The organism is Metabacillus sp. B2-18 (genome assembly GCF_021117275.1).
In the GTDB taxonomy this organism is placed as follows: domain Bacteria; phylum Bacillota; class Bacilli; order Bacillales; family Bacillaceae; genus Metabacillus.
Map to the genome: position 1 here is coordinate 2,347,756 of NZ_CP088245.1, position 26,072 is coordinate 2,373,827.

Genomic DNA, 26,072 nt, shown 5'->3' on the forward strand with positions numbered 1-26,072 from the left:
AGTTTTAAAAAAAGGCATTAAGCAGCCTGAAGAAGATGATCTCTGTATTTTACAGGGGTCATCTTTTTTAGGTTCCATTGATATCTATGATGGTTATAGTAAGTGATGTATTTGTCTATTTCGCGTTTTAGTTCGTCCAAAGTTTTACATGGCTTAATATTTGCTTCGTCTTTAAGGTGGCCAAAGAATGATTCTATTGGTGCGTTATCCCAACAGTTTCCCCGTCTAGACATAGATTGCCGTAATCCCATTTTCTTCACAAGCTTTTGGAATCCTGGATGGGTGTAGTGAGTTCCTTGATCTGAATGAATGAGAGCGTCTTTAGCTTTCTTATAGTTTCGGTTCTTCTTTAACTTGTGCAAGGTGTTTGTAGCTAACTCCATGGTGATACGATCCGATAGATGATAAGCTAGAATTTCACCTGTTGATCCATCTTTAATTACTGATAAATAAGCTCTTTGGCCATTATGGTAATGCATATAAGTGATGTCAGTAAGAAGTACGTTATATGGAATCCCTTGCTTAAATTGGCGGTTTAATATGTTTGGCACAACGCGATGTTCTTGGGTTGCCTTCATCATTCTTTTATATGGGTTAGCTTTTCTAATAGGACAGAAAATATTGTATTTCTTCATAATTCTGCGAACACGTTTCAAATTAAAGACACACTGAAATTGACCCGCCAATGTCATCTTAATTTGGCGTGCCCCTTTCTTTCGACCTTTAAAGTGGAAGGCTTTTAAAATTAATGCTTTAGCTTCTTCATCCCTCACTTCCTGACGTTTCCTTTGTTCTTCGGACTTAGCTGAGAAATAATTATAGTAACCACTTCGTGACACCCCGGCAACGTCACAAAGGAATTTCACCATGTGTTTTAGGTTGTATTTTTCAATAACCTCACGAATAAGAATGTACCTCTGACTAGAAGGAAGCCTTACTTCTTCAGCCCCCTTTCTAACATACGAATCTTTTTTAGGAGTTCATTTTCTGCCTTTACAAGATTCATCTTAGCTTCTAATCTTGCATACTTCTCCTCAAGGGACAGTTCTTTTACTCGCGGTCTTCCAGAATTATTTTTCCTAGTGTCTTTAAGCCCCAACAAGCCTTCAGTTTTATAAGTGTTTCTCCAACGCTCTGAAGAAGATTTAATTCTTTGCATGCCAATAATTTCAACATCAAATCCAGCTTCTTCAAAGATTTGTCTTGAAAGCTTCCCCTTACTGAATTCAGATACAAAATGTTGTTTAAACTCATCCGAGTAAGTAATTCCCTTTGAACTGACCGATTTCACATATGGGTTTTTAGATAATAGTTTGATTTCTTTTTCTGTAAATAGCTTTTTACTCATGATTCTCCGTCTCCAAGTTATGTCTGTAGTTGTGATGCTTACATTATACAAAAAAGCACCCTATAGAGAGAGCACTTTTTTTAAGTGTCTACTCTATAGGGTACATTTTAAAATGGAGTTGCCTCCCTCTTCATCGGTGTTATTCTTTCTTTTATCGTAGGTGTATGTATCGCGCTTGCCTTTGGATACACAGATGCTATTAGCCTGACAACCATAGGTGCGGGCACAGCAACTTATATAGTAGGGCCAGTAACAGGTGCTGCGATTGGTGCTAGCTCGGAAGTCATTACAATTAGTATTGCCGCAGGTCTTGTTAAATCAATTTTAACAATGATTGGAACTCCTTTCGTGGCCAAATATATTGGTTTAAATAATCCGCGTTCAGCAATGGTATATGGTGGATTGATGGGTACTACTAGTGGTGTTGCTGGTGGACTAGCAGCAACAGATCCAAAATTGGTTCCTTACGGGGCTGTAACGGCAACCTTTTATACCGGCTTAGGATGCTTAATGGCACCTTCCATACTCTTTATCATAACGAATGCCATTTTTGGATAAGAAAATATAGATAAATACTATTAGATGTGTTAAATGTAAGGAGATAGTATGAACCTTTTTTGATGTATCCTATTAATAACTAGTTAGATGTCATATTAAACGATAGTCGTTTTATATATGACATCTTTTTTGTGTGAACGGAACATTTTCAACATAGAAGCCAATGATTAACCTTGTATTGATTTTCCTAGTTGATGGGGTTCTGGTTTTGTTTTTTTAATTGCTAACACAAATAAACTACCAAATCCACAAAAAATACCAGCTAAAATAAATGCCCATGTATAAGAATTAAACATCTTAAAAAGCAGTCCTCCCCCATATGCCGCTACTGCAGCTCCTACTTGGTGTGAGGCAAAAATCCAGCCATACACAATTACACTTTTCTCAACACCAAATACTTGTCTTGAAATACTGATTGTTGGTGGAACGGTTGCAATCCAATCTAATCCATAGAACACTGAGAAGATCACTAACAAGGTAAAAGAACCTTCCATTACCGCAAACGGTAGGAATAAAAGTGATGCTCCTCTTAAACTGTAGTACCAAAATAAAAGCCAGCGGTTATCAAAACGATCTGAAAGCCAACCAGAAAGAGTGGTTCCTATGAGATCAAAAATCCCCATAAAAGAAAGTAAAGAAGCTGCAGTCACTAACGGAATGCCAAATCCTATACAATATGAAACAAAATGAGTACCTATTAATCCGTTTGTAGAAAGCCCACAAATAAAAAAACTTCCGGCTAACAGCCAAAATTCTTTTACTCTAATAGCATCTAATAATACAGATAACGCAAGGGATATGGGGTTTTTCTTTTTACCTTGCTCAGGATCTAACACTTCTTTCGTTTGTCCATAAGGGAGAATTCCTAAATCCTTTGGGCTGCTTTTCATAAACAAAATAATCATCATAAACATTAACAAACCTATTGCTAAAATAGCGCCGATAGCAAAACGCCAGGAGTATTTTTCAATAATGAAAGCTAATACGGGAAGTAATAATAACTGTCCTGTAGCCGTGCTTGCCGTTAGAATTCCAACAGCAAGTCCCCTTTTTTCAACAAACCAATGATTTGCTACATATGGGCTTAAAACAGTAAGAAAGACAGCAGAACCAACCCCAATAATAACTCCCCAAATCAATATCAATTGCCAAGATTCTTGCATAACGAATGTTAGTAAAAGGCCAATAATCATTGTGATCATTGAGTAGATCATCATCTTTTTTAAGCCTATCACTTCGACTAGAGCAGCCATAAATGGGCCAGAAATTCCATATAAAAAAAGCCCTATGGCAAAGGCTAATGAAATAAGTGAGCGATCCCAGCCAAATTCTTGTTCAAAAGGATCAATAAACACCCCTGAAGAAGATCTTATAATACCTGCCACAATAATTGAAAAGAACGTGATAATTAATATGATCCAGCTGTAATGAATTCTTCTCGTTTTAACGCACCTCCCCTGTATTTAAGAAACCTTACAAATCATCAGCATATTCCCATCAGGATCTTGAATATTAAACGAATGTCCATGCTCAATGTTTGTCACAATTTCTACTCCTTTCTCTTGCAAAAACTGATAAGCTTGGTGAATATCATCAGTATTAAAATGAAACATCGGTGTTTTTGCGTAAGAATCCTTCATATAGATCTTACTATCTAGTACAATATTTAATCCATTATTGTCCATTGGAATGCAACAAAGATGATCAAACAAAATCTCATATGTAGGCTCTAAGTTTAATAGTGAGCAATACCACTCTCGAGCTTTTCTAATATCACTAACTGGTATAAAAATGGCTCCAACTTTATTTAAGATCATACTCAAACAAATCACTCCCCTATTAGTAATTGGAATTATTTCTTCAGTAACTTCCATACGTAACTACTTATCATATTTAAATAGATCTAGGTACACACTCACACCCAATAGAATTATATTCTCTTTATTTACTTTTTCACCTTTTTTATTGTGTAACTTTATTGTGAAACAAGAAAATTCGGGTAGTGACAGGCACCAAAAAAACAGGGCCTCATGAGAAGCCCTGCTAATAAAATAACTATGTGAGTGTCTATGCACGATTATCTACTGTACTAGCTCGTCTACTGATTGTTTTTCGTGAATTCGTTTAATCGCTTCACCTATTAAAGGAGCAACAGAAAGTTCAACGATTTTATCAATTCTTTTGGATTCTGGAAGTGTAATCGAATCTGTTATAACGAGTTCTTTAATGTTTGAATTTTGAATACGTTCGATTGCCGGTCCTGATAAAACTGGATGTGTACAACATGCATACACTTCTTTTGCACCATTTTCTGTTAATGCGTTTGCCGCTAACGTAATTGTGCCTGCTGTGTCTATAATATCATCGATAAGAATCGCTGTTTTTCCTTCGATGTTCCCGACAATATTCATCACTTCTACAACATTAGGTCTTGGACGTCTTTTATCAATAATGGCAATAGGAGCCTTTAGACGATCTGCTAATTTACGAGCACGTGTTACACCACCATGATCTGGTGAAACGATCACAAGATCCTCTAAATTCTTATCTAAGAAGTATTGCGAAAGGATAGGAACTCCTAAAAGATGGTCAATAGGAATGTCAAAGAATCCTTGAATTTGTGGTGCATGCAAGTCTAGAGCGATAACACGGGTTGAACCTGCTGTTTCAAGAAGATTTGCAACAAGCTTTGCAGTAATTGGCTCCCTTGCTCTCGCTTTACGATCTTGTCTTGCGTATCCATAGTACGGAATGACCAAATTGATTGTTTTGGCTGAAGCACGCTTAAGTGCATCTACCATGATGAGCAGTTCCATTAAATGTTCGTTTACTGGGTCACTGATTGATTGAATGATATAAACATCGCAACCACGAATACTTTCTTCAATATTTATTTGGATTTCTCCGTCACTAAAGCGAGTAACAGAACACTTTCCTAATTCAACTCCAAGGATTTCACTAATTCTTGTTGATAGAGAAGGATCAGAGTTTAGTGAAAAAATTTTCAAATTAGGATCTTCATAGTGATTAGACATGTTAATGAGTAAACCTCCAATAGCCATTCTTAATTTTAAGTTAGTTTCCAATTTACTATTTTACACTATATTTACCTTACATTAATAATTATTTATTAAAAAAAGCAGAGAAATTAATTAGGAAAATCTTCAGCCCCAAGATACGCTTCCTTTATAATCTTAAGGTGATGTAGCTCATGTCCTGCTAAAATAAAAACAAGTGCTTTTGCCGTTACTTCAGAACCAAGTGCTGTACCTTTTCTTTGTAAATCTTCTGAGGTAAGTGTTTTGATAAATTGTAAAGTGCTTTGACGAACAACAGAAAAATCTTCTAGCAACTTTTTAATAGACTTTCTATTAAAGTCAGCGTTTTTAATGTAGGCATCTTTATCATATCTATGAAGAGACATGTCTTCCCCTCTGGCGATACAAAGAAGGGTGAAACTTAAAATACGTTCGGTATCTGAGAGATGCCCAATCACTTCCTTGATACTCCATTTGTTAGGTGTATATTTAAATAACCCTTGTGTTTCAGAATAATTCTTAAGTAAGTCAATAGTTTCGTTATTTTGTTGTTGTAATAATTGGATAATGTCACCTTTAGGCACTATGTCTACATATTTTGCAAAATACGAATTAAATTCATCTGCAGCTGGTTTATTGATCATGTAATCTTATCCTTTCAACTGTAATTTTAGTTCATATTCTATGAAAAATAGCGGATTCCTCCTTTGTTAATTTTATCGAAAAACGAATATTCCGTTGAAAGCACCAAATAAAATGACAAAACTGCCTAATATATCTGTCAATCTTCAAATATCATCAAAAATTGGCAAATATATATGCGAAAACTCCCAATAAAAGGCACAACGTAATGCTGTGCCTGTTCATCTTATAAGCAGCGTCCGCTTATTTTTCTTACAATTTCCTCTTTAAATTCCTGAATAGATACACTTTCCGACTGATGACCTCCATACTTTCGAACATTTACTTTCCCATTTTCCATTTCTTGATCTCCCAATACAAGCATATACGGAGTTTTCTTCATCTGAGCTTCTCTAATTTTGTACCCAAGTTTTTCGTTACTAGAATCAATTTTTACTCTGACCAAAGCATCCTTTAGCTCCGCTTGAATCTGTAGGCAATAATCCAAGTGAACATGTGACACTGGAATAATTTGCACTTGTGTTGGTGCGAGCCAAACAGGGAAAGCACCTGCAAAATGTTCAATTAATATCCCTAAAAACCGATCGATTGAACCGAATATTGCACGATGAATCACAACAGGACGCACTTTTTCGTTGTTTTGATTAATATAAGACAAATCAAACTTATCCGGCATTTGAAAATCTAGTTGAATTGTTGCACATTGATGGCTTCTTTTTAAAGCATCTTTAATATGAAAGTCAATTTTAGGTCCGTAAAAAGCACCATCACCTTCGTTCAACTGATAGCTGACCTCCAAATCTTCAAGAACATTTTTTAATGCAGCCTCAGATATTTCCCATAGTTGATCATCTCCTAAAGAATCCTCGGGTCTAGTGGAGAGCTCAACAGAATACTCAAATCCAAAAGTACGATAAACTTTATCAATTAATTGAAACACCTGTTTAATTTCATCTTGAATTTGATCGTCACGAACAAAAAGATGTGCATCATCTTGACAAAATGTACGAACCCGAAGAAGTCCATTTAATGCCCCACTGTATTCGTGGCGATGAACTTGACCGAATTCAGCCATTCGAATCGGTAAATCTCGATATGAATAAAGACTATTTTTAAAAATAAGCATATGCCCCGGACAATTCATTGGTTTTAAAGCAAACTTTGTTGAATCAACTTCTGAAAAATACATGTTTTCATGATAATGATCCCAGTGACCTGATTTTTCCCATAACTGTTGATTCATCATAAAAGGAGTACGTACCTCGTCATAGTATGCTTCATTTTGAAGTTCACGCGAAAACCTTTCAAGTTCATTTCTAATAATCTGGCCATTTCGTAAATAAAATGGCATTCCTGGTGCTTCCTCTGAGAACATAAACAGCTCTAATTGTTTTCCTAGCTTTCGATGATCTCGTTTTGCTGCTTCTTCTAAATAAAAGAGATAATCCTTTAAGTCGTTTTTCTTTTTAAAGGCCACTCCATAAACTCGTTGAAGCACATCATTCTGGTTATCGCCTCTCCAGTAGGCACCTGATACACGAGTTAATTTAAATGCTTTTATAAAACCAGTTGATGGAAGATGTGGACCACGGCAAAGATCAATAAATTCACCTTGTTGATATAGTGACAGCTTTTCATTTTTCGGAATATCTTTTAAAATTTCTACCTTGTAATTCTCTCCCTTTTCTAAAAAAAGCTTTTCTGCTTCATCATAAGAAACTTCAATTCGTTTAATCTCTAAGTTTTCTTTGATGATGTTTTCCATCTCTTTTTCAATTTTTTCTAAATCATTTGATGTTAAGCTAAGCTCCTCCAGATTCATATCATAATAAAAACCATCCTCAATCACTGAACCAATTCCTAATTTTACATTTCCAAATACTCTTTTCACCGCTTGAGCCAACACATGTGCAGTTGAATGCCTTAGGATTTGCAAACCTTCTTCACTATCAAGAGTTAAAATTGAAACTTTTGCATCTTGTTCAAGTTTGTAGCTGAGATCAACCAAATGATTATTCACTTTCCCTGCTACCGCATTCTTTTTTAAACTAGAGCTTATCGATTCAGCTAGCATACTAACAGGAATACCTTTCTGACATTCTTTTATTTTCCCATCTGGTAATTCAATTTTCACAACATTCATCTTAGGTAAACACTCCTTTAATATAATAAAAAACACACTCATCCCTAGAGAAGGGACGAGTGTGTTAGTAACCCGTGGTTCCACCCAATTTCCCATAAGCAAAAACACTTATGGCTTTGGAGCTGTAACGTAGCCTAGACGATATCAGATACTACTTTTCCCTGATATAGCTCAGAAGGTGGTAAATGATTTTCCTAAGTTAGGAAGGTCACAGCATTTCCTTCCCTCTCTGGAAACCGTAAAAATCATTCATGTCCTCATCGCAGCTTTTTTCTTTAGTAAAATAAAAACGCACTCATCCCTCATAACAAGGGACGAGTGCGTTTTACCCGTGGTTCCACCCAATTTCCCATAAGCAAAAACACCTATGGCTCTGGAGCTGTAACGTAGCCTAAACGATATCAGATACTTGCTTTCCCTGATATAGCTCTAAGGTGGTAAATGACCTTCCTAAGTTAGGGAGTCACAGCATTTCTCCCCTCTCTGAAAACCGTAAACATCATTCATGTCCTTTTCATAGCATTGTATTATTTTTGGAAAACAAAAAACACACCCATCCCTGTACAAGGGACGAGTGTGTTATAACCCGTGGTTCCACCCAATTTCCCACAAGCAAAACACTCATGGCTATGGTGCTGTAACGTAGCATATACGGTATTGGATACTAATTTCCCCAATACAGCTCAAAGGTGGTAAACTACTTTACTGCGTTAGGAAGCTCTCAGCATATCTTCCCTCTCTGGAAACCGTTTAAAGTAACTCATGTCCTTATCATTGCGTTCAAAAGTAAAATTCGGATTTGATTGATTTTGATACTACAATAAAATGGAAAGAAATGCAAGAAATAATTTTCTATTTTGATTGAGACTAGAATAGTTCTTGACGGTAAAAAAACAATCCTGTTATTCTATGTCCATTGCTTACAATTACATATTACTAGTTCATAACGGAGGTTTACTTTTGAAAGATATGTCTAGGCAAATCATTTTTTATACTCTTTTAGTATTTTTCTTTATTGTTTCTATGTTTTTTGTACATAATAACTACTCTTTTTATGATCAACCTATTGCTAAAATTACTAAAACTCATTTAGTCGAAACAACTGAGACGGTCGATCCTCACGAAAATGTTGATAAGCTTTTTACTCAGCATATAGAAGCAGTGATAAAAAACGGAGAACATCGAGGAGAAACTATTTCCTTAACAAATGAGTATTCATCATCTGGAGCATATGATCAAAAATTCGAAGCTGGAAATGAATTGTTTATTTCGATAGATACAGAGGAAAGTTCGACTTTAACTGGAACGATCAAAGATGTAAAGCGTGATAAATATGTTGTATTCATAGCATGGATTTTCATCTTTACTCTACTGATTGTCGGGAAAAAACAAGGGCTTTTTTCAATCATTAGCTTGGCGGTCAATGCTGTTTTGTTATCGTATGCATTAGATGTGTATATGAATACATCAGGAGTTAGCTTGCTAGTAGTTTGTGGGATAAGTGCCATTCTGTTTACGATCATTTCTTTATTACTCGTTAACGGCTTTAATGGAAAAACATATGCAGCTGTTATATCAACAATACTTGGAACGTTTATTTCCCTTCTGATTGCGATTATTGTGATGTGGGTAACTGCTGAAGAAGGACTTCGTTATGAGGAAATGCAATTTTTAACTCGGCCTCCTCAAACAGTGTTTATAGCGGGAGTATTGATTGGGTCATTAGGAGCGGTTATGGATGTTGCTATTACCATGTCTTCATCTGTATACGGTTTGTATGAAGAAAATCATAATATTTCAATTAAAGCTCTGAAAAAGTCAGGAATGGATATCGGAAAAGATATTATGGGGACGATGACAAATATTTTATTTTTCGCTTATGTAAGTGGCGCGATTACTATGCTCATACTATATTTTAAAAACTCATCTCCATTGACTTATACTTTATCTATTAATCTTTCTTTGGAATTGGCTCGTGCTCTAGCTGGTGGAATTGGTATAGTCTTAACGATTCCGATCGGTCTCTATACTTCTATATTGTTCATCAATCTTAGAAAAAGGACAAAATCATGAATGTTTTAGTATGTTTAGCCGCTATTTTATTTTTATTAATGATCCTTATAGGTGGAAAAAAAGGAGCACGTTCTTTTATTGCCTTATTTTTAAACTTTAGTGTACTCTTTTTAGCGACACTTTTTATGACAGATCCAAATGCTGATCCCATATTATTAACATTAATTGCAAGTACAATCATTAGTTGCATTACCTTGTTTTTTATCAATGAAGTAAATATGAAAACGAAAACAGCTTTTCTTTCTACAATTATCACTTTGGCTATACTTCTGTTCTTTATTATCTTCGTGACAGAACATACAATGACACAGGGCTTTGGGGAAGAAATAGAAGAGCTTAGTATCTTTTCTATGTATATTGGAGTAGACTTTGTGAAAATTGGTGCATCCATGATCATCATGAGTACTATAGGTGCTATTACAGATGTTGCGATTTCCATTTCGTCTCCAATGCGTGAAATCTTACTTCATAACCCACACATAAGCAGATACGCATTATTTAAATTTGGACTAAGTATCGGAAGAGATATTCTAGGCACAAACACAAACACATTGTTTTTCGCCTTTTTTGGAGGATATTTAGGACTGCTTATATGGTTTAAAGATTTAAATTATTCTTTTGGGGAAATTGTTAATTCAAAGGTATTTAGTGCCGAGATGATTACAATCCTTTGTGCCGGTATTGGAATCGCCTTAATCATTCCGATTACATCATGGATTACTGCTTTTTTCTTTATTAGATCAAGAGACCATCATCAGGCGAAGTAATCTAATTTATTGGGCAACCAACTATATAATTACCATATTTTCGACATTGTTCGACAAGGACTTTTGAAATATAATAAGGATAAGACATTTGTGTAACCTTGCGAGATTATTTTATATATCTCTATTATAAAAAATGCCCCTCCTTTTGGATGGGCATTTTCTATTTTCTCACATACACATGAAAATAATAAGTATACGGGTTTAGGTCATCCTTTATCCCTTTTTTAACAGATACCTCGTTCCATTCCTTCTCATTAACTTCCGGAAAAAATGTATCTCCTTCAAAGCTATGATGGATTTTTGTCATATACATTTTATCCACATACGGTAAAAACAGTTTATAAATTTGTTCTCCCCCAAAAATAAACATTTCGTTTTCTTGTTTACATAATTCAAAAACATCTTCTGGGGAATGAACAATCTCACAGCCTTCAAAAGAAAAGTCTTTATCTCTAGTTAAAATAATATTTCTTCTATCAGGTAATGCTCTTCCGATTGACTCTGAGTTTTTTCTGCCTAATATAATTGGATGACCCTTGGTTACCTTTTTCACATATTCCCAGTCTCGTGGAATTCTCCAAGGAATGTCATTTTGATATCCTATAACTCTATTTTGATCCATCGCGACGATTAAAGAAACTTTCAAAACTAGACCTCCTATCTTATTCAATATTTTAAATTTAATGCCCTAATAACCCTTGAAACTTGTAAGTCATCCTTCATCTCTACTAATGAGAGCCATTTAACCTCTGATAGAGTTTGCTCACTACCAGCTTCAGGATCAAAACCTAAAGAAGGTTTTTGATCATTTACTGTGCGAACTAAAAAACACCTTTCTTCTCCGTGACTATAGGTTCCGACAAATAAACATGTCTCTACTTCCACGTCCAAATTTACTTCTTCTCTCACCTCACGAATGACCGCTTCTTCGTAAGTTTCTCCTTCTTCTACTCCACCTCCAGGTAATGTCCAAAACGTTTTATCCCGATAAACCTCTTTAACCATTAAAATATGATGATCCTTTATAATAGCAGCACATGATCTTCCTCTATTCATTTTCTCACCTCTAAAGATTGAAAGTTATTATTTATATTCTAACAGTTACAATTAAAATGAGTATTTGTTTTTATTTAACAGGAAATTCACTAGAAAATTCAAGAAATTTAAAGTAGGATAAACATATCAACCATTACTAGCATTAATACAGGATAAGTTTACGGAGAGTGAAATAGAATTGAAAACATTAACAGTTGAAAATTTGGTCAAACAATTTTCATTAAAAGTCTTAACTGGAGTCCATAACTTACAGCAACCTATTTCCCAACCAAGATCACACCGCCCAGGCTTGGAGTTTGTTGGTCATTTTGACTTTTTTCCAACTGAACGTGTTCAAATTCTTGGAAGAAAAGAAATTAACTATTTGCATAAGTTAAGTATAGAAGAACGTCAAATGAGAATTGGAAATATTGTTAAATACCATCCACCATGTTTTATTGTTACAGCTCGACCAGAAGGCTTAACATATTTGACTCAATATTGCATTGAAGAAAACATCCCCTTGTTATGCACAAACGAGCCAGAAACAACTTCTGAATTTATGATGAAGCTTGATTCTTATATGGTAAAAGCACTCGCTGAGGAAATTGCTGTACACGGCGTATGCGTGAATGTATATGGTATGGGGATTTTAATCCGAGGTAAATCAGGTGTTGGTAAAAGCGAAACAGCACACACATTAATAGGTAAAGGTCATCGACTTGTAGCTGATGATATTGTTGTATTAAAAAAGCTTAGTCCCCGAACAATCCTTGGGACTCATGATGAAAAAACAAAGGAATTTCTATCACTTCGTAGTATCGGGCTATTAAATGTTGTCCGCTTATACGGCAGAAAAGCATTCCAAGATGAAACTCGAATTGCACTTGATATTGAATTGAAGAAATGGGAAAAAAATTCACTTAATAATGAATTAGAGCATGAACCTACTTTTACTGATTATATGGGTGTTCAAGTTCCACATATTGAAATCCAGCTTCAACCAGGTAGAGATGTAGCGGGATTAATTGAGGCTGCTGCAAACAATTGGCTTTTAAAGCAACAAGGTTATAGTGCAGCAGAAGAGTTTATGAAACGACTTGAGTCGGAATTTAATTAAATAAGGACTTTCAGGCACAAACTAGTAAAATTAGTTTGTGCCTGAATTTTATTTGAAGCTCTTATTTAGTTCATTATTAATCAATGTTCTTAATGTCTTCAGAGGATTAATAATATTTATCGAGGCCCTATTTTCAACCTGCTGAGCTGCCTCAACCATGGATAATTGAGCAACAGATATGACTCTATTCTTTTCTCTTAATTGTTCTATACAATCAACTACTCTTTGATTATATTCTTCTTTTAATCCATTCATAATCAAGTTAAATGAGTTCTCCACCACAATAACTTCAAGATCAATCGATTTTTGCTGCGCAGAAGCATATTGATAAAGGCGTGATATTGTTCCTTCAACAGTTGCCGGATTGGAGAAAACAATCGTTTGTGGTTCTTTTATCTGACAAATGGATTCAAAAAATGGTTCATCAATCTTAATAATTGGAACTGTTGTTGTTAATACCGCTTCCTCTAGAAGAGCAATATAGTTCGTACAAGAGATTAAAATAGCATCCACCTTGCATTTTGAAACCCATTCAATTTGCTCCCTCACCTTTTCTTGAGCTTCTTCCCTAGATAAGTAATTCCCAGCTTGAAGACAGTGCATTAAACCAGGATCAACAAAATGAAGAAAATCTATATCGGAAGTTAAAAAAGCTTTTTCAAGATAATCTATATTTGAATAATGTGCGTGTATACAGCCTATTTTTTTCAGGACGATTTCCCCTTTGTTTTCTATGATTTTATTGCTTTTAATAGTACAGCTTCTCCAAGAAACGATTCAACTTTATTTTGTTGAATGGTTATACGAAATTTATTTTTCACCTCTTGATTGCTATTAACAATATATTCGTTTAATGCTTCTTTATCGCTCTGTGACATTTTCATTCGATCACACCAACTGTTAAATTCAAACCTTTTTTCAAATCGGTATAATTCTTGTATTTCAAATCCTGCATGCTCCAGCATGTTTATCCACTCTGTTTTCTTCCACGCGCGAAAATGACTATAATCTCTTATTTTTTCAATTCTATTATAAAATTGATCATATTCATTCACTTCAGGTGCGACATTATCATCAAGCAGGAACTGACTGTTAGCTTTTAATACCCGGTGAACTTCATTAACAAATTGTTGGACGTTGGGAAAGTGGTGTGGAGCAATACGACAAGTAACAATGTCGAACATATCGTTTGGAAAAGGTAGTTTTTCTGCATCTCCTTCAACAAATGCTACATTTGCATGGCCATTTCCTTTAATAAACTTTTCAGCAGCAGTTAGCATTTCTGGTGTTAAGTCAACAGCTGTTACTTTGTTAACAAGAGGTGCAAAAGCGTTTGCCGTATGACCTCCTCCTGTTGCAACATCAAGAACATGCTCATGTCCTGTCACACGAGCTATTTCCACTAATTTTTTTAGATCCTCACCCTTGCGATGACCGCTACTCTTAACATACTCATCAGCACTGCGCCCGAATTGCTTTTGAACATCTTTTTTAATATCCATTCCTTCTCCCCCGTTCGTTTGTTAGTAAGATCATCTATCTACTTTAATTATAATAAAAATGGGAGATAAGAAAATGTTGATTGTTTTATGAAATACAATAAGGGAAACTTATTGTTGTAAAAAGAACAGTAATTTATGGTTGCTACTTCAATTTACATGCTCTTCAGTTTTTTTCTTCATAATAGAACATACTAACACCTAAAGGAGGGATCTAAATTACAAATAAACCAAATAAAGGGTCATTGTCTAGAGGATATTCATCACAATCACAAAAATATAACGAAGAAATTAGCATGGAGACCTTAGCAAAACAAGCTCTTGATCAAACAATTAAAGAAGGCGGTGCCTTCGCACGAGAAAATTCTGATCAATTTAAACAATAAAAAAATGGTTAAATAAAAGGTGCCTAACTTTGCTGTAGGATTCCTTTATGTAAAGGACAGGCACCAATAACCTATGGATCAGCTGCCAGGATTGTTTCATGTCTAGGTTTGGTCTTGGTCTGTATCGAGACAAGAATCTGCTCTTGGCTTCGAATAGTGTCTCGATTCAGGAAGTATCGAGACACAAATCTGCACTTGGTCCCGGGTAGTGTCTCGATTAAGGGGGTATCGAGACACAAATTAGCTCTTGGTCCGAATGTGTGTCCCGATTAAGGCAGTATTGAGACACAAACTAGCTCAAAGTTCGAATTTGTGTCTCGATTCAGGAAGTATCGAGACACAAACTAGCTGGAAGTCCGAATATGTGTCGCGATTCAGGAAGTATCGAGACACAAATTAGCTCTTGGTCCGAAAGTGTGTCCCGATTAAGGGAGTATCGAGACAAAAATTAGCTCAAAGTTCGAATGTGTGTCCCGATTAAAGGAGTATCGAGACACAAATCTGCACTTGGTCCCGGATAGTGTCTCGATTAAGGGAGTATCGAGACAAAAATTAGCTGAAAGTCCGAAAGTGTGTCCCGATTAAGGAAGTATCGATACAAAAATTAGCTCTTGGTCCGAAAGTGTGTCCCGATTAAGGGAGTATCGAGACAAAAATTAGCTCAAAGTTCGAATGTGTGTCCCGATTTATTAAAGGAATATCGAGACACAAATCTGCACTTGGTCCGAATGTGTGTCCCGATTAAGGGAGTATCGAGACAAAAATTAGCTGAAAGTCCGAATATGTGTCTCGATTAAGGGAGTATCGGGACAAAAATTAGCTGAAAGTCCGAATATGTGTCTCGATTAAGGGAGTATCGGGACAAAAATTAGCAGAAAGTCCGAATATGTGTCCCGATTAAGGGAGTATTGAGACAAAAATTAGCTGAAAGTCCGAATATATGTCCCGATTAAGGGAGTATCGAGACAAAAATTAGCTGAAAGTCCGAATATGTGTCTCGATTAAGGGAGTATCGGGACAAAAATTAGCTGAAAGTCCGAATATGTGTCCCGATTAAGGGAGTACCGAGACAAAAATTAGCTCAAAGTTCGAATGTGTGTCCCGATTAAGGGAGTATCGAGACAAAAATTAGCTCAAAGTTCGAATGTGTGTCCCGATTAAAGCAGTATCCAGACACAAATCTTCTCTTGTTACCAATTCATGTCTCATTTAGTAACCAACGGCAAGCCGTTAATTCAGTTCAATGATGGTTTCTTCATGCTTTTTCAAGTTAACTCAGAAGCTGCAGCAAGAAATCGATCGTTTATCGAAAATCAGCAGAGGTACTTTTCGGAACATCGTTATTAAAGTTACTCAAGCTTTCCCTTAAAGCACTTATTGCAGTTATTACCTCTTTCACATTTTCTTCACTATTCATATTGTTTCTAGCATGAAGAAGCACAGGTCTTACCGACTCTACAGAACGACCAAACTCATACATCCACTCATAGCGCGGGACCATCCATGTATGAAAATGGTGGGTTGTATCTTCATTATAAAAATAATAAATATGTTCTATACCTAAAGTCTCTCTTTGAGCTTTTCTGATCCTGGATAAAATAGTGATATAATCCATTCTTTCATCCTCGGTTAGTTCATCTAAGCACTTTATATGTCGCTTAGATGCCAAAATAACTAACCCTTTTATCGGATAGGCAACATCTTGATGTGCATGAAAGAACTCAGTTTCAATCACAACACCGCCTTCAGGCTCAATCATTCCACTTGTTAAGGCACAACTTAAACATTCAACTTCTACAATGTTTCCGTTAGACAAAGTTATTTTTCTCATTGTGATCTTCCTCTTAATTAGATGATTATCTATGTACATGCCACAAGTAAATATACAATAACCATTACATTAAGAAAACATGTTTTCAAAGAATCTATCATTACAAAGTGATAGACAGTTACACACACACACCTTAAAACTCCTTCCCCCAAAACACAACTAACGCTAACGGATAAAAAGCATGCCATTTCGTAAAATCAAAACAATATAATTGAATTAAAAAACTATATCTGGTACGATTTAATCGTACACGATTTATATGTTGAAGGAGGAATCAATATGAATACAGTATTTGATTTCACAGTGAAAAAGCCAAATGGTGACACAAAGTCTTTAAGAGAGTATGAAGGAAAAACTTTACTTATTGTGAATACTGCTAGTAAATGCGGATTAACTAATCAATTTAGTGGGTTACAAGAGCTTTATGAAAAATATAACAGCAAGGGCTTGGAGATTTTAGGATTTCCATGTGGTCAATTTAATGACCAGGAGTATGAAAATATTGAGGAAACAACTCAGTTTTGTCAGTTAAATTATGGTGTTTCATTTCCGATGTTTGCAAAGATTGATGTAAATGGTGATCAAGCCCACCCCCTTTTTTCATTTTTAAAAGAACAAAAGAAAGGTGTCCTATCTAAAGAAATCAAATGGAATTTCACAAAATTTCTTGTTGATAAGGATGGAAATGTCGTTAAACGCTATGCACCAACAACCGATCCAGCTAAAATAGAAAAGGATATCGCCCACCTACTATAAGTTTTATGAAGGATGAGTTAGTTGAATGATTTTTTAACCTTAGAAAACCAGCTTTGTTTTGCTATTTATGAAACAGGTAGTCTGTTTACGAAATTATACTCAAAAGCACTTAAAGAATTTGGAATCACTTATCCTCAATATTTAGTTTTATTGGCATTATGGGAGAAAGATGGACTTACGGGAAAAGAGCTGGGAGAGAAGGTAAACCTTGGTACTGGCACTTTAACACCAATGCTAAAAAGACTTGAAGAAAATGGCTGGGTCAAAAAAGAGCGCTCTTCTATAGATGAAAGAAAAGTTAGTATTTATCTTCAAGCTAAAGCAATAGAAGAAAAAGAAGCCATTTCTGAAAAAATAACAAATGAAATGGTTTTATGCAATATTGAGTTGGAAGAATATGAGCAATTGATGAAAAACTTAAAGCTTTTACAAACAAAATTATATAAACATAACAAAAGCCGGCCTTAGCTCGGCTTTTGTTATAAGAATCCCCTCTGAACCTCAGGGCTCAAATAGATAATTTTTTATAAACTCATGAAAACTTCTCACTTCGTTTGTTTCTACTTTTGTTACTAAATATGTTACTGAAATAGGTGGTGAAATTTTATCAGAAACGATTTCTGAGAGGATGTTCTTTTTTATATCATCTTTCACCATAGAATATGGTAAATACGAAACTCCTAATGTATTTTCTATGAATTTTTTTGTTACTTCAACTTGATTCACAACCATTGTTTGAATGATTGGATAATGTCTTTTCACATCATTCAACAAGGAGTCCCAATAATCTGGGTGATTATGTGTAATGAGTCTGTAATGTGATAATGCATGTTTTTCATGCTTTAAGCTGTCTTCCCATTCATTTGGACCAACCAAAATAACCGGCTCTTCGTGAATCTTTTCATTTTTAACATTTGTTTGTACTGGATAAATTCTAGTCAATCCTAAGTCGGCTTTTCCACTACTTATCGCTTCCCCTACATCGTAAGAGTTTACAACATCTACTATGACTTCAATATCAGGATTTGTATGGATAAATTCTTTCAATAACCTCGGTAAAAATGATGAGGCAATTTGCGGTGCAGTGGCGATAGTTAACTTTCGATTATAGCCCTGCTTCCATGTTTCAAAACGGTTCATTCCTTCTTCATAATTGGCTAAAAAATCCTTCGCATAAGGAAGAAATTTATGACCGGCAGAAGTTAGGTAAACTGCTTTTCCCCTTCTTTCAAACAGTTCTATATTTAAATGCTCTTCAAGTCGTTTTATATGCTTGGTGATTGCTGGTTGAGTTAGGAATAGTTCTTCTGATGCTTGTCTAAAATTTTCAAGCTTCGCACAGACAATAAATGTTTTTAACCATTTTATATCCATCGTGATCACCCTTATAACGAACTGTTATTAAAATTTTCCATTTTTGTTAATTTTAATTATACCCTTTATCCACTATAATTCAATTACAACTCATAGTTTTCTAGATTAAAAGGTTGTTATGAAAAAGGAGGATTTTATCATGAAGCAAGTTGTAAAGGATATGTGGGATGCGAGGTTATATGATGGAAACCATTCTTTTGTATCAGACTTTGGCCAAGATTTAATAAACATGTTATCACCCAAAAAAGGAGAAAGGATACTTGATGTAGGATGCGGAACAGGTGATTTAGCAAATCATTTAGTTCAATATGAGGTAGATGTGACTGGGATTGATAAGTCTGAAAATATGATCAACCAAGCATGTCTTAAATACCCACATATACGATTTTTCTCCAAAGATGTATTGGAATTGGATGATAACGAAACATTTGATGCTGTTTTTTCTAACGCAACTCTGCACTGGATAAAAGAACCAGAGCAAGCACTTTACTGTATATTTAATAGCTTAAAGTCCGGAGGTAGATTTGTTGCAGAGTTTGGAGGACAAGGGAATGTACAGGTAATTACGAATGAAATGATCAATCAATTTCAACTTGCAAATATTGAATATAAGGAGAAATTCCCCTGGTATTTTCCGAGTATAGGTGAATACACTTCGTTAATGGAAAGAGTTGGGTTTCGTGTAGCATTTGCATGTCATTTTGATCGACCAACTCCTTTAGATGGAGAAAGCGGCTTAAAGAACTGGATTACGATGTTTGCTGGGGATATGTTTATTGATGTTGAGGAAAGTGAAAAGAATCAAATAATGAATCTTGTAGAAAATAATGTAAGAGAACTTCTCTTTCAAGATGGTCGTTGGGTGGCAGATTATAAAAGAATTCGCGTCGTAGGGATCAAGGAATAAGAAAAAGAAGAGTACTTGGTTCTCTTCTTTTCTTATAGATTTATAGATTTGAAAAACCATATTTCTCTAGAATTGCTAAAGCATTTTCAGATTTCATATAGGTAAAGAAGACCTTTGCTTCTTCTACATTTTTACTTTCATTAATAACTCCTATTGGATAAATAATTGGTGTGTGTGTCCCCGCTTCTGCTGTTGCAATAACATTGACTTTGGAGGAAATAAGAGCATCTGTATTATAGACGATACCTGCATCGACATTTCCCGTTTCTACATAAGTTAACACTTGTCTTACATCTTTAGAGTACACAATTTTATTCTCAACACTGTCCCATTCCCCTATTGCTTCAAGCATTTCCTTTGCGTACTTTCCTGCCGGGACCGTTTCTGGGATGCCTATTGAAATTTTGTCCGCTTTTTCTTTTAAATTACTAAAGGACTCAATTCCTTTTTGGCTGTCTTTAGGGGTTACTAAAACAATTTTATTCCCAACTAAATCAACCGCATTACCTTCATCAATGAACCCTTTTTTTATCAATTCATCAAACTTATCCTCTGCTGCTGAGAAAAATATGTCTGCTGGTGCACCTTGCAAAATCTGTTGTTGTAAAGTTCCTGAGCTTCCGAAATTAAACGTGACTTTGATGTTTTGATGCTCGTTTTCAAACTGAGTTTTTATTTCATTCAGTGCATCTGTTAAACTAGCAGCAGCGGAAACGGTGATCTCTACAACTTCCTGTGAATTTCCTTCCGTTTCCTGTCCTGATGAGCTACAGCCAGCTAAGCAGAATAGAAAAACAAATAATATAAATAGCTTTTTCAAGTTTACTCTCTCCTTGGTATCTTTCATCATACAGTCTATTTTAACTAATTGTATTGATTAAGTAATGAAAAACGACAAAATTTATATAAAATTTTCAATCTATTGTGATTATAAAAACGATGAGTTTTTTGACATCTTCAAAAATATGTTTGTAAGTAGTTTAGAGAAAAGAAAAATAATGCAATAAAATATGAAAAGGTAAAAATAATTCGCCCACTTATGAAGAAGAAAAAAATTGTGCATGACTAAAGTCGGCTTTAATATAAACGATAAAAATAGTGATAAAACAATAGAATATAAATAGAAGTTTTTATTATGATTTAATGTCCATTGGTAAACTAGAATAAACAGAACCGGAATTAATGCTGTATCTAAAGACAAATTTCCAGGTATATATGGTGTTAGTTCATATGGATATCCCCATAATCCTTGTTTGTTTCCCCACGTATCTATTAGTCCGAACCATGTGTTGATATTAAAGCCATAAAATCCTAAGAGAAATATTTTTTTTCGATCAATAGTGAAATATAACACTAATAATGGAGTCAAAAACATTAGGACGAATATAAACCAAAATTGCCAAGATTGAAAGTTTGAGTATTGGTGCCAATATTCAACCCTTAAATCTGTAACATCTTTCATCATTGAATTAATTTTTTCATAAGTTTCCATTTGTTGTTGTTCCATATTAATTTTCAATAGTAACACTCCACTCATCGTCATTAATTCTATTTTTTGTAAAGAATAGGAAATAAATTCAAGAGTGGAAAAAAAACTTTTCATGACTACTTTTTTTATATCACTCCCTACCTACGGTAATAAAGAGCAATATCTTATTCCTTAAAGAAAACAGGTGCAGAATCAACATTTTTTAACCATATATTTTCTTCTCCATCTACCCCTTTTTTAATCCAAACATCGCCACGAGAGTCCTCGGTTGATTTTTTACGAACCCAAGTGATATAGGTAGAAACCGTTTGAGGGTCAATATCAATCTCATTACTTTTAGGATTAGTTATTTGAATTTGCTCGCTTGATTTTAGAGAAATAAGATAAAGGGCTGTATACATTGTAGGAACTGGTCCTTCTTCCCACTCTTTATTTTCTTTGGCACGAGCGACAATCATTCTTTCAGGAGAGTACCATTCTAAATCGAGATCGACATAACCTTTAGGTGTATATTCTCTTTGCTTTGTCGTGGTAGGCATTTCTTTTATCTTGAGATTTTTGTTTTCAACAAAAAATCTTCCTTCTCCAGAAATATAAGCTAACTGTTCAGATGATGGTGCCCACTTTACCCAATCTGAATACCCTAGCATTTTCCCAACATGTTGGAATTGTTCTCCTTGCTCGGAAAGTACACATAAAGTGTTACTGTCCATAGACCATGATGCAGTTGGAACTCCTATGAAGCTAACCCATTTTCCGTTATAACTCCACTTAAAATAATCAGCATAAATGGCAAATAAATCAGGGATTGTTGTATTAATTGTATAAAATGATTTTATTTTATTTGAGTTCAGATTTGCATCTATAGGCATTCTAAAAAGCTGTACAGGTCCCCATCCTGTAGGAAGTAAGTTGGCCTGTGAGGAAACGATAAATTCTTTTCCATTTGGAAACCAGTCAAAACCGTTAACTCCTACTGCAACATTTTCAAAGCCTTGCGGACGACCCTCCTTCATTTTCGTTACATTTAACACGCCACCTGATGTATAGGCTAATTGATTTTTAATCGGTGACCATTTAAAATCAGATGTTTCGACAACTATGTAAGGCTTGTAATTTTCTTTCTTTTTTATATCATAGATGAACAAATTTGATGACTCACCCAGCTTATTGCTCTTGGTATATGCTATAAACTGTCCATCATATGACCATTGTGGCGAACTTACGCAGCCGCTATTTGTAAGTTGGATTTCTTGGCTACCATTCTTAATCCACAGTTGATGGTCCCTAACAAATGCTGCTTTTAGTGGGGCTTCAGCACTTGCAATGCTTGAAAAAAGAATACAGTGTAAAATAAGAAAAAATAAAATACGAAAACCCATGATGACTCCCTCCTTTTTAATAGGTTGTCCTAATCAAGTTTGAGAATTCGCATAATAAAAAACAGTAAGGAACCATTCCTTACTGCCTATTTGATCATAGTTTTAAATAAAGAAAATAGGTGTTATGAACACAATCAATAGCAAAATAAACGGATACATTACAAGTCGTGTGATCGAATTTCCTTTAATATTAAGTAGATCTATCGGGCTTTTTACAGGTGCATAAATCCAGTTTGCTATGCGGTCTACCTTACTTTTTGTAAGCGGGATATCCGGTACGTCAACTTGAAATTCCTCCAAATGGTTTTGAAGCTCCTTTGGAATCTCGTTTCTACTCATTCTTTTACCTCCAATAAAACCTTTAATTTTTTCAATGAAGCATGAAGTCTTGATTTCACAGTACCTATTGGAATCTCAAGAATATTAGCAATTTCCTTCTGTGTTTGATCATGATAGTAAGTTAAAAGGATAACGGCACGTTGGTCATCGGGGAGCTGTTGTATGGCTGATTGAATTGTTAGTTTATCTTCTACAGATAATTCTTGTTGTTCGTTTTGTTGATATAAAAAAGGCAAAAGCTTTTTAAAGCGACTCCGACGTTTCAAACGATTAATCATAATCTGATAAGCCATACGAAATAAAAAGGTTTTTAAACTAGATTTACTTTCATCAAAATTTCCCTGATACTTATGAAACCTTATAAACGTATCTTGCACAATATCAACGCTAAGTTGTTCATCTTGACAATATCGATAAACAAATTGATAGATTGAAGCTTTGTAGCTAACAAATATTTCTTCGATCGAATGTTTATCTCGCTTACCGTCATCATCAATTAAGAATTCTTTATTTAAACTCATGTGACCACCGTTCTTTTATCCCTTTAAAAACAAAAGCGATTCTTGTGATAAACCAAATAAATGTAAGTAAAGAAAATACAAATGTTTGATGCACAAAAAACTGGATCCACGGACTATCAATGTTATCGCCACGAAGTAAAAAAACAAAAAGCCCTGTAATACACAAAAATGTGTAAGCAGCTGCTAAAATAATCGTATAATCCCATCTCGTCCAGTGGAAATAGATGTCTGACTTACTAAAATCAATATCACCTTTTGATTTTCTAACTACTTTTTTATTCATCGTTGCGATTAACATAGCAAATGTCGTACCGAGTAAAACAGCAATAATAGTACCAATAAGCCAACCTAACGCCATGTGTTCCCCTCTCCTTTTCATTCTTTTACTAACTTATACAAGTAAATAGATGAAAAGGTTCATTTAATTTTGTAATAAGTAAAAATATTTTCTAAAAGTAATTGTACATCAAGTAATAATTTGCAGCTTGAATATTTGCATTAGTGAACCTAATGCTTTTAGGACTAATACAGCCGTCCAATCAAAGCCAAAATTAAATCATACTATACATCAACCTCATGTAAAGGAGGTGTAAGATATGAGTGGCGGATATGGTTACGGTGCAGGTTTTGCACTAATCGTTGTCCTATTTATCCTTTTAATCATCATTGGTGCTTCTTACGTTGGTGGAGGCTATGGTGGTTACTAATAAATAGGTGATTGAAGGCAGGCTATTTAAATAGTCTGCCTTTTTTATGTTGTCAGACAGAATGAATATTTAGTTATGGATGAACACCTACTTCAACTTTATTTATCCGTTCATCCGAATAATTACCTCGATCATATAAAAAGATAACGGTGAAAGGGGAATTGGTATGAAAGATCATAAAGAACCACAATTTAGGAGCGGTGAGCTTGCGCCCGATAAGTTAAAAGGCTATTACGGGATGGATCCAGAAATGAGTCTTCTGTCTGTAAACTTTGCAACAACTGAAAATCCATATCTTAACGAACATTACCAATTAGATTCTAAGGAAAATGAAAAAGAATAAAACACAAAAAGTCAGGCATTAGTTGAACTTAGCTCATGCCTGACAGTGTGAAAAACGTTATCCTATTCATTTAACAATTTCAATGTCTCTAACCCTATATTTTCATAGTGAACTTCCCCAAATTCACCAGACTTTGCATCTAAGTTAATTATAATCCGATCTGCTCCATCCTTGTGAACAGCACGAAAAATAACTGTCCACATTCCATCGTTTAAAATGCTGTCCTCTGATTCTATAGACATCCCTTCACCTTGATGTTCTTCAAACCACTTCTTCACTTCTTCCTTTTCCTTTGCTCTCTCTTTCGCTTGCTCAACAGTGAATATTTCAGGTTCTTGATCATTGTTCAGCTCTAAAGGAATTAAGGATACAAACGGTTCATTTTCATGTTTTTGGAAAGAAAAAGACACCTCATACATACCATTTAGTGCTTGAACCGTACTTTGATTTGTAAAGTTTACTTCACGCTTAAAGGTTACTTGTTTCTCAAAGGTTTCATTAGGCTCCATCTTCTTTAAATCTTTAGGGTCAAAAACACTTTCACAATTCACTTCGTCTCCATTACTTCTCACAAGATATAGATGTGCATCTTCTTTTTTTATAAAGATCATAAAAGGAATACCACATCGACCATTATAAATAATTGATTCTTTACTCGTATTAGTGATTGACGCGTTTAGTTTTATCTCTTTATCCACCTCAATAGTAGCTTCTAAAGCAATTCCATTCTCTTCAAATTCATGTGTGAGCACCTGCGTGTTACTTGATGATGGCTCATTTATACTACAAGCACTAATCAGTAGAACTAATAAGACAGCTGCTAATTTTTTCATTTCATCCCCCCTTCATTTATGAACAAATACTCTTTCCCCTATATTAAGATAAATGGTAATAATAGGTAAGTGTTTGTGTGAAATAATTGACAAAAGAATCAGTTTAACAAACTTACTATCAGTCTTTGTCCACATTTTCTTGAAAAAATAAAGACTTAAAAACTTATATTCTTTATTTTAAAGTTAAATAGGGGAATAAATCAAAGTTCAGAAAGGGAATTTTATAAATGAAAATTGAATCACCTAAAATACAAAATCAGCATGATTTACCATTGAAACATTTTACTGATATTTTCTATGAAGAAGATTTAGAATTAGAAATGTGTCAAATCAATGATGCATTATTTGAAAACGAAGTACTTCCTAAAGTGCGTTTATATAAGATGCTCTTTAAAAATTGTAAATTTAATTCTACAGACTTTTCAAATATTGATATCACAGATGTTACTTTTGAAAACTGTGACTTTTCCAACGCAAAAATGAATTCTTCTTCTATACATAGAGCTGAATTTATAAATTGTAAACTTCTGGGTGTGGATCTAACAGAGTCTAGCTTTGGTAATGTTCACTTTCATCATACTTTACTTAATTTATCAGGTTTTGGAAATTCTAAATTAGAAAAGGTGATTTTTCAAGATACATCATTAGAAAGCTCTGATTTTTATGAATGCAAATTTAAGAAGGTAGATTTTACAGATTGTAACATTAATGGTGCAAGCTTTGAAAGTACATCTCTTAAAGGTATAGATATTAGCACGTCTTCCTTTGAAACGCTAACTGTGTCATTATCAGATCTACAGGGGTGCAAAGTTTCTTCCTACCAGGCTGTTCAGTTTGCAGCGATATTAGGATTAGTTATTGTTGACTAATTTAATTGAATAATAGTTATCAGCAAAGCCATTCTTTTATGTGGCTTTGTTTTTCTTTGCAAATTTAATTTAGGACAATTAACCCAAGACTTTGCCCTTCATTTTTTTAGAG

28 protein-coding genes, 1 pseudogene and 3 other annotated features are annotated in these 26,072 nt (G+C 34.7%); of the genes and pseudogenes, 10 read left to right on the plus strand and 19 right to left on the minus strand.

The features are described 5' to 3' along the window. Positions 1-17 precede the first annotated feature (17 nt). Positions 18-1,348 (minus strand): IS3 family transposase gene (locus tag LPC09_RS11845; RefSeq protein WP_231307539.1). Its coding sequence is split into 2 segments (ribosomal slippage): positions 18-976 and positions 976-1,348, totalling 1,332 coding nucleotides; the frame shifts between segments, so codons are not numbered across the junction. A gap of 114 nt (positions 1,349-1,462) precedes the next feature. Here LPC09_RS11845 and LPC09_RS11850 point away from each other — a divergent pair. Further along, positions 1,463-1,906: pseudogene (locus LPC09_RS11850) on the plus strand (malonate transporter subunit MadM); the annotation flags it as partial. A gap of 167 nt (positions 1,907-2,073) precedes the next feature. Here the strand turns inward: LPC09_RS11850 and LPC09_RS11855 are convergent. The 5 genes from LPC09_RS11855 to thrS all read right to left on the minus strand — a co-directional run bounded on the left by LPC09_RS11855 (position 2,074) and on the right by thrS (position 7,729). Continuing rightward, positions 2,074-3,369: an MFS transporter gene (locus LPC09_RS11855; protein WP_231309749.1), complete on the minus strand. Its 1,296-nt coding sequence runs from the start codon at positions 3,367-3,369 to the stop codon at positions 2,074-2,076. After that, positions 3,370-3,723 carry a VOC family protein gene (locus LPC09_RS11860; RefSeq protein WP_331275810.1) on the minus strand — a complete coding sequence of 118 codons (354 nt, stop codon included), beginning with the start codon at positions 3,721-3,723 and terminating at the stop codon, positions 3,370-3,372. It abuts the gene before it with no gap. A gap of 264 nt (positions 3,724-3,987) precedes the next feature. Next, positions 3,988-4,941 carry a ribose-phosphate diphosphokinase gene (locus LPC09_RS11865; protein WP_098797565.1) on the minus strand — a complete coding sequence of 318 codons (954 nt, stop codon included), beginning with the start codon at positions 4,939-4,941 and terminating at the stop codon, positions 3,988-3,990. A 113-nt stretch (positions 4,942-5,054) separates the two neighbouring features. Next, a complete protein-coding gene (locus LPC09_RS11870) occupies positions 5,055-5,588 on the minus strand; it encodes a DinB family protein (protein ID WP_231309562.1) in 534 nt (177 codons plus the stop codon). Between the two features lie 224 nt (positions 5,589-5,812). Beyond that, entirely contained in the window at positions 5,813-7,729 is a 1,917-nt protein-coding gene (thrS, locus tag LPC09_RS11875; RefSeq protein WP_231309563.1) for a threonine--tRNA ligase, read from the minus strand. A gap of 48 nt (positions 7,730-7,777) precedes the next feature. Continuing rightward, positions 7,778-8,002: a binding site (T-box leader), on the minus strand. A 34-nt stretch (positions 8,003-8,036) separates the two neighbouring features. Continuing rightward, positions 8,037-8,256, minus strand: a binding site (T-box leader). A 36-nt stretch (positions 8,257-8,292) separates the two neighbouring features. Then, positions 8,293-8,513 (minus strand) — a binding site (T-box leader). A gap of 185 nt (positions 8,514-8,698) precedes the next feature. Between thrS and LPC09_RS11880 the strand changes: the two genes are divergently transcribed. Next, entirely contained in the window at positions 8,699-9,802 is a 1,104-nt protein-coding gene (locus tag LPC09_RS11880) for a YibE/F family protein (RefSeq protein ID WP_231309750.1), read from the plus strand. Then, positions 9,799-10,569 carry a YibE/F family protein gene (locus LPC09_RS11885; RefSeq protein WP_231309564.1) on the plus strand — a complete coding sequence of 257 codons (771 nt, stop codon included), beginning with the start codon at positions 9,799-9,801 and terminating at the stop codon, positions 10,567-10,569. Before LPC09_RS11880 ends, LPC09_RS11885 begins: the two co-directional genes overlap by 4 nt. Positions 10,570-10,729: 160 nt before the next feature. Here the strand turns inward: LPC09_RS11885 and dfr are convergent, their stop codons facing one another. Then, positions 10,730-11,215 carry a DfrD/DfrG/DfrK family trimethoprim-resistant dihydrofolate reductase gene (dfr, locus tag LPC09_RS11890; RefSeq protein ID WP_231309565.1) on the minus strand — a complete coding sequence of 162 codons (486 nt, stop codon included), beginning with the start codon at positions 11,213-11,215 and terminating at the stop codon, positions 10,730-10,732. A gap of 20 nt (positions 11,216-11,235) precedes the next feature. After that, a complete protein-coding gene (locus LPC09_RS11895; RefSeq protein ID WP_231309566.1) occupies positions 11,236-11,625 on the minus strand; it encodes an NUDIX domain-containing protein in 390 nt (129 codons plus the stop codon). 178 nt (positions 11,626-11,803) lie between these two features. Between LPC09_RS11895 and hprK the strand changes: the two genes are divergently transcribed. Next, positions 11,804-12,724 carry an HPr(Ser) kinase/phosphatase gene (gene hprK, locus LPC09_RS11900; protein ID WP_098797561.1) on the plus strand — a complete coding sequence of 307 codons (921 nt, stop codon included), beginning with the start codon at positions 11,804-11,806 and terminating at the stop codon, positions 12,722-12,724. Between the two features lie 48 nt (positions 12,725-12,772). Here hprK and LPC09_RS11905 read toward each other — a convergent pair whose 3' ends face one another. The 3 genes from LPC09_RS11905 to LPC09_RS11915 all read right to left on the minus strand — a co-directional run bounded on the left by LPC09_RS11905 (position 12,773) and on the right by LPC09_RS11915 (position 16,440). Beyond that, complete coding sequence (locus tag LPC09_RS11905) at positions 12,773-13,327, minus strand: hypothetical protein (protein WP_231309567.1); 555 nt, start codon at positions 13,325-13,327, stop codon at positions 12,773-12,775. Positions 13,328-13,455: 128 nt separating this feature from the next. Further along, positions 13,456-14,226, minus strand: a complete 771-nt coding sequence (locus tag LPC09_RS11910) for a class I SAM-dependent methyltransferase (protein WP_231309568.1) — start codon at positions 14,224-14,226, stop codon at positions 13,456-13,458. A 1,686-nt stretch (positions 14,227-15,912) separates the two neighbouring features. After that, positions 15,913-16,440, minus strand: coding sequence for an HIT family protein (locus tag LPC09_RS11915; RefSeq protein ID WP_231309569.1), 528 nt, complete (start codon positions 16,438-16,440; stop codon positions 15,913-15,915). Between the two features lie 279 nt (positions 16,441-16,719). On the opposite strand from LPC09_RS11915, the gene LPC09_RS11920 reads away from it, so the two are divergent. Together LPC09_RS11920 and LPC09_RS11925 are read left to right on the plus strand one after the other, a co-directional pair. Next, entirely contained in the window at positions 16,720-17,196 is a 477-nt protein-coding gene (locus LPC09_RS11920) for a glutathione peroxidase (RefSeq protein ID WP_098797558.1), read from the plus strand. A 21-nt stretch (positions 17,197-17,217) separates the two neighbouring features. After that, positions 17,218-17,664, plus strand: coding sequence for a MarR family winged helix-turn-helix transcriptional regulator (locus LPC09_RS11925; RefSeq protein WP_098797557.1), 447 nt, complete (start codon positions 17,218-17,220; stop codon positions 17,662-17,664). 33 nt (positions 17,665-17,697) lie between these two features. On the opposite strand, the gene LPC09_RS11930 is transcribed toward LPC09_RS11925, so the two are convergent. Further along, positions 17,698-18,570: a LysR family transcriptional regulator gene (locus LPC09_RS11930; protein ID WP_231309570.1), complete on the minus strand. Its 873-nt coding sequence runs from the start codon at positions 18,568-18,570 to the stop codon at positions 17,698-17,700. A gap of 139 nt (positions 18,571-18,709) precedes the next feature. Here LPC09_RS11930 and LPC09_RS11935 point away from each other — a divergent pair, with 139 nt between their 5' ends. Further along, on the plus strand, positions 18,710-19,477 hold the full coding sequence (locus LPC09_RS11935; RefSeq protein ID WP_098797555.1) for a class I SAM-dependent methyltransferase: 768 nt from the start codon (positions 18,710-18,712) through the stop codon (positions 19,475-19,477). 40 nt (positions 19,478-19,517) lie between these two features. Here the strand turns inward: LPC09_RS11935 and modA are convergent, their stop codons facing one another. The 6 genes from modA to LPC09_RS11965 form a co-directional block, all read right to left on the minus strand. After that, the gene (gene modA / locus LPC09_RS11940) at positions 19,518-20,297 is read right to left on the minus strand and encodes a molybdate ABC transporter substrate-binding protein (protein ID WP_231309571.1); all 780 of its coding nucleotides are present in this window, start codon (positions 20,295-20,297) and stop codon (positions 19,518-19,520) included. A gap of 108 nt (positions 20,298-20,405) precedes the next feature. Beyond that, positions 20,406-20,996 carry a CBO0543 family protein gene (locus LPC09_RS11945; protein ID WP_231309572.1) on the minus strand — a complete coding sequence of 197 codons (591 nt, stop codon included), beginning with the start codon at positions 20,994-20,996 and terminating at the stop codon, positions 20,406-20,408. 134 nt (positions 20,997-21,130) lie between these two features. Next, positions 21,131-22,348 (minus strand): TolB family protein, encoded by a 1,218-nt coding sequence (locus LPC09_RS11950; RefSeq protein WP_231309573.1) that lies wholly within the window; start codon positions 22,346-22,348, stop codon positions 21,131-21,133. 102 nt (positions 22,349-22,450) lie between these two features. After that, complete coding sequence (locus tag LPC09_RS11955) at positions 22,451-22,687, minus strand: hypothetical protein (RefSeq protein ID WP_098797552.1); 237 nt, start codon at positions 22,685-22,687, stop codon at positions 22,451-22,453. Beyond that, the gene (locus LPC09_RS11960) at positions 22,684-23,208 is read right to left on the minus strand and encodes an RNA polymerase sigma factor (RefSeq protein WP_098797551.1); all 525 of its coding nucleotides are present in this window, start codon (positions 23,206-23,208) and stop codon (positions 22,684-22,686) included. The genes LPC09_RS11955 and LPC09_RS11960 overlap by 4 nt, the downstream gene beginning before the upstream one ends. Continuing rightward, positions 23,195-23,566 (minus strand): hypothetical protein, encoded by a 372-nt coding sequence (locus LPC09_RS11965; protein ID WP_098797550.1) that lies wholly within the window; start codon positions 23,564-23,566, stop codon positions 23,195-23,197. The genes LPC09_RS11960 and LPC09_RS11965 overlap by 14 nt, the downstream gene beginning before the upstream one ends. A 238-nt stretch (positions 23,567-23,804) precedes the next feature. Between LPC09_RS11965 and LPC09_RS11970 the strand changes: the two genes are divergently transcribed. Then, positions 23,805-23,915: a YjcZ family sporulation protein gene (locus LPC09_RS11970; protein WP_098797549.1), complete on the plus strand. Its 111-nt coding sequence runs from the start codon at positions 23,805-23,807 to the stop codon at positions 23,913-23,915. Positions 23,916-24,081: 166 nt separating this feature from the next. After that, positions 24,082-24,258, plus strand: coding sequence for a hypothetical protein (locus LPC09_RS11975; RefSeq protein WP_176551094.1), 177 nt, complete (start codon positions 24,082-24,084; stop codon positions 24,256-24,258). 62 nt (positions 24,259-24,320) lie between these two features. Here the strand turns inward: LPC09_RS11975 and LPC09_RS11980 are convergent, their stop codons facing one another. Then, entirely contained in the window at positions 24,321-25,091 is a 771-nt protein-coding gene (locus LPC09_RS11980; RefSeq protein WP_098797548.1) for a hypothetical protein, read from the minus strand. A gap of 227 nt (positions 25,092-25,318) precedes the next feature. Between LPC09_RS11980 and LPC09_RS11985 the strand changes: the two genes are divergently transcribed. Continuing rightward, entirely contained in the window at positions 25,319-25,960 is a 642-nt protein-coding gene (locus LPC09_RS11985) for a pentapeptide repeat-containing protein (RefSeq protein ID WP_098797547.1), read from the plus strand. Positions 25,961-26,072: the final 112 nt, after the last annotated feature.

Bases quoted from the DNA above. Each gene is read 5' to 3' on its own strand.
- LPC09_RS11880 (WP_231309750.1), top strand. From the start codon at position 8,699: ATGTCTAGGCAAATCATTTTTTATACTCTTTTAGTATTTTTCTTTATT.
- LPC09_RS11885 (WP_231309564.1), top strand. From the start codon at position 9,799: ATGAATGTTTTAGTATGTTTAGCCGCTATTTTATTTTTATTAATGATC.
- LPC09_RS11965 (WP_098797550.1), bottom strand. From the start codon at position 23,566: ATGGCGTTAGGTTGGCTTATTGGTACTATTATTGCTGTTTTACTCGGT.
- LPC09_RS11915 (WP_231309569.1), bottom strand. From the start codon at position 16,440: ATGAGAAAAATAACTTTGTCTAACGGAAACATTGTAGAAGTTGAATGT.
- LPC09_RS11985 (WP_098797547.1), top strand. From the start codon at position 25,319: ATGAAAATTGAATCACCTAAAATACAAAATCAGCATGATTTACCATTG.
- LPC09_RS11960 (WP_098797551.1), bottom strand. From the start codon at position 23,208: ATGAGTTTAAATAAAGAATTCTTAATTGATGATGACGGTAAGCGAGAT.
- LPC09_RS11905 (WP_231309567.1), bottom strand. From the start codon at position 13,327: ATGCACTGTCTTCAAGCTGGGAATTACTTATCTAGGGAAGAAGCTCAA.
- LPC09_RS11950 (WP_231309573.1), bottom strand. From the start codon at position 22,348: ATGGGTTTTCGTATTTTATTTTTTCTTATTTTACACTGTATTCTTTTT.
- LPC09_RS11870 (WP_231309562.1), bottom strand. From the start codon at position 5,588: ATGATCAATAAACCAGCTGCAGATGAATTTAATTCGTATTTTGCAAAA.
- LPC09_RS11975 (WP_176551094.1), top strand. From the start codon at position 24,082: ATGAAAGATCATAAAGAACCACAATTTAGGAGCGGTGAGCTTGCGCCC.
- LPC09_RS11930 (WP_231309570.1), bottom strand. From the start codon at position 18,570: ATGGATATAAAATGGTTAAAAACATTTATTGTCTGTGCGAAGCTTGAA.
- thrS (WP_231309563.1), bottom strand. From the start codon at position 7,729: ATGAATGTTGTGAAAATTGAATTACCAGATGGGAAAATAAAAGAATGT.
- LPC09_RS11920 (WP_098797558.1), top strand. From the start codon at position 16,720: ATGAATACAGTATTTGATTTCACAGTGAAAAAGCCAAATGGTGACACA.
- LPC09_RS11860 (WP_331275810.1), bottom strand. From the start codon at position 3,723: ATGATCTTAAATAAAGTTGGAGCCATTTTTATACCAGTTAGTGATATT.
- LPC09_RS11970 (WP_098797549.1), top strand. From the start codon at position 23,805: ATGAGTGGCGGATATGGTTACGGTGCAGGTTTTGCACTAATCGTTGTC.
- LPC09_RS11980 (WP_098797548.1), bottom strand. From the start codon at position 25,091: ATGAAAAAATTAGCAGCTGTCTTATTAGTTCTACTGATTAGTGCTTGT.
- LPC09_RS11955 (WP_098797552.1), bottom strand. From the start codon at position 22,687: ATGAGTAGAAACGAGATTCCAAAGGAGCTTCAAAACCATTTGGAGGAA.
- LPC09_RS11910 (WP_231309568.1), bottom strand. From the start codon at position 14,226: ATGGATATTAAAAAAGATGTTCAAAAGCAATTCGGGCGCAGTGCTGAT.
- LPC09_RS11865 (WP_098797565.1), bottom strand. From the start codon at position 4,941: ATGTCTAATCACTATGAAGATCCTAATTTGAAAATTTTTTCACTAAAC.
- LPC09_RS11895 (WP_231309566.1), bottom strand. From the start codon at position 11,625: ATGAATAGAGGAAGATCATGTGCTGCTATTATAAAGGATCATCATATT.
- LPC09_RS11935 (WP_098797555.1), top strand. From the start codon at position 18,710: ATGAAGCAAGTTGTAAAGGATATGTGGGATGCGAGGTTATATGATGGA.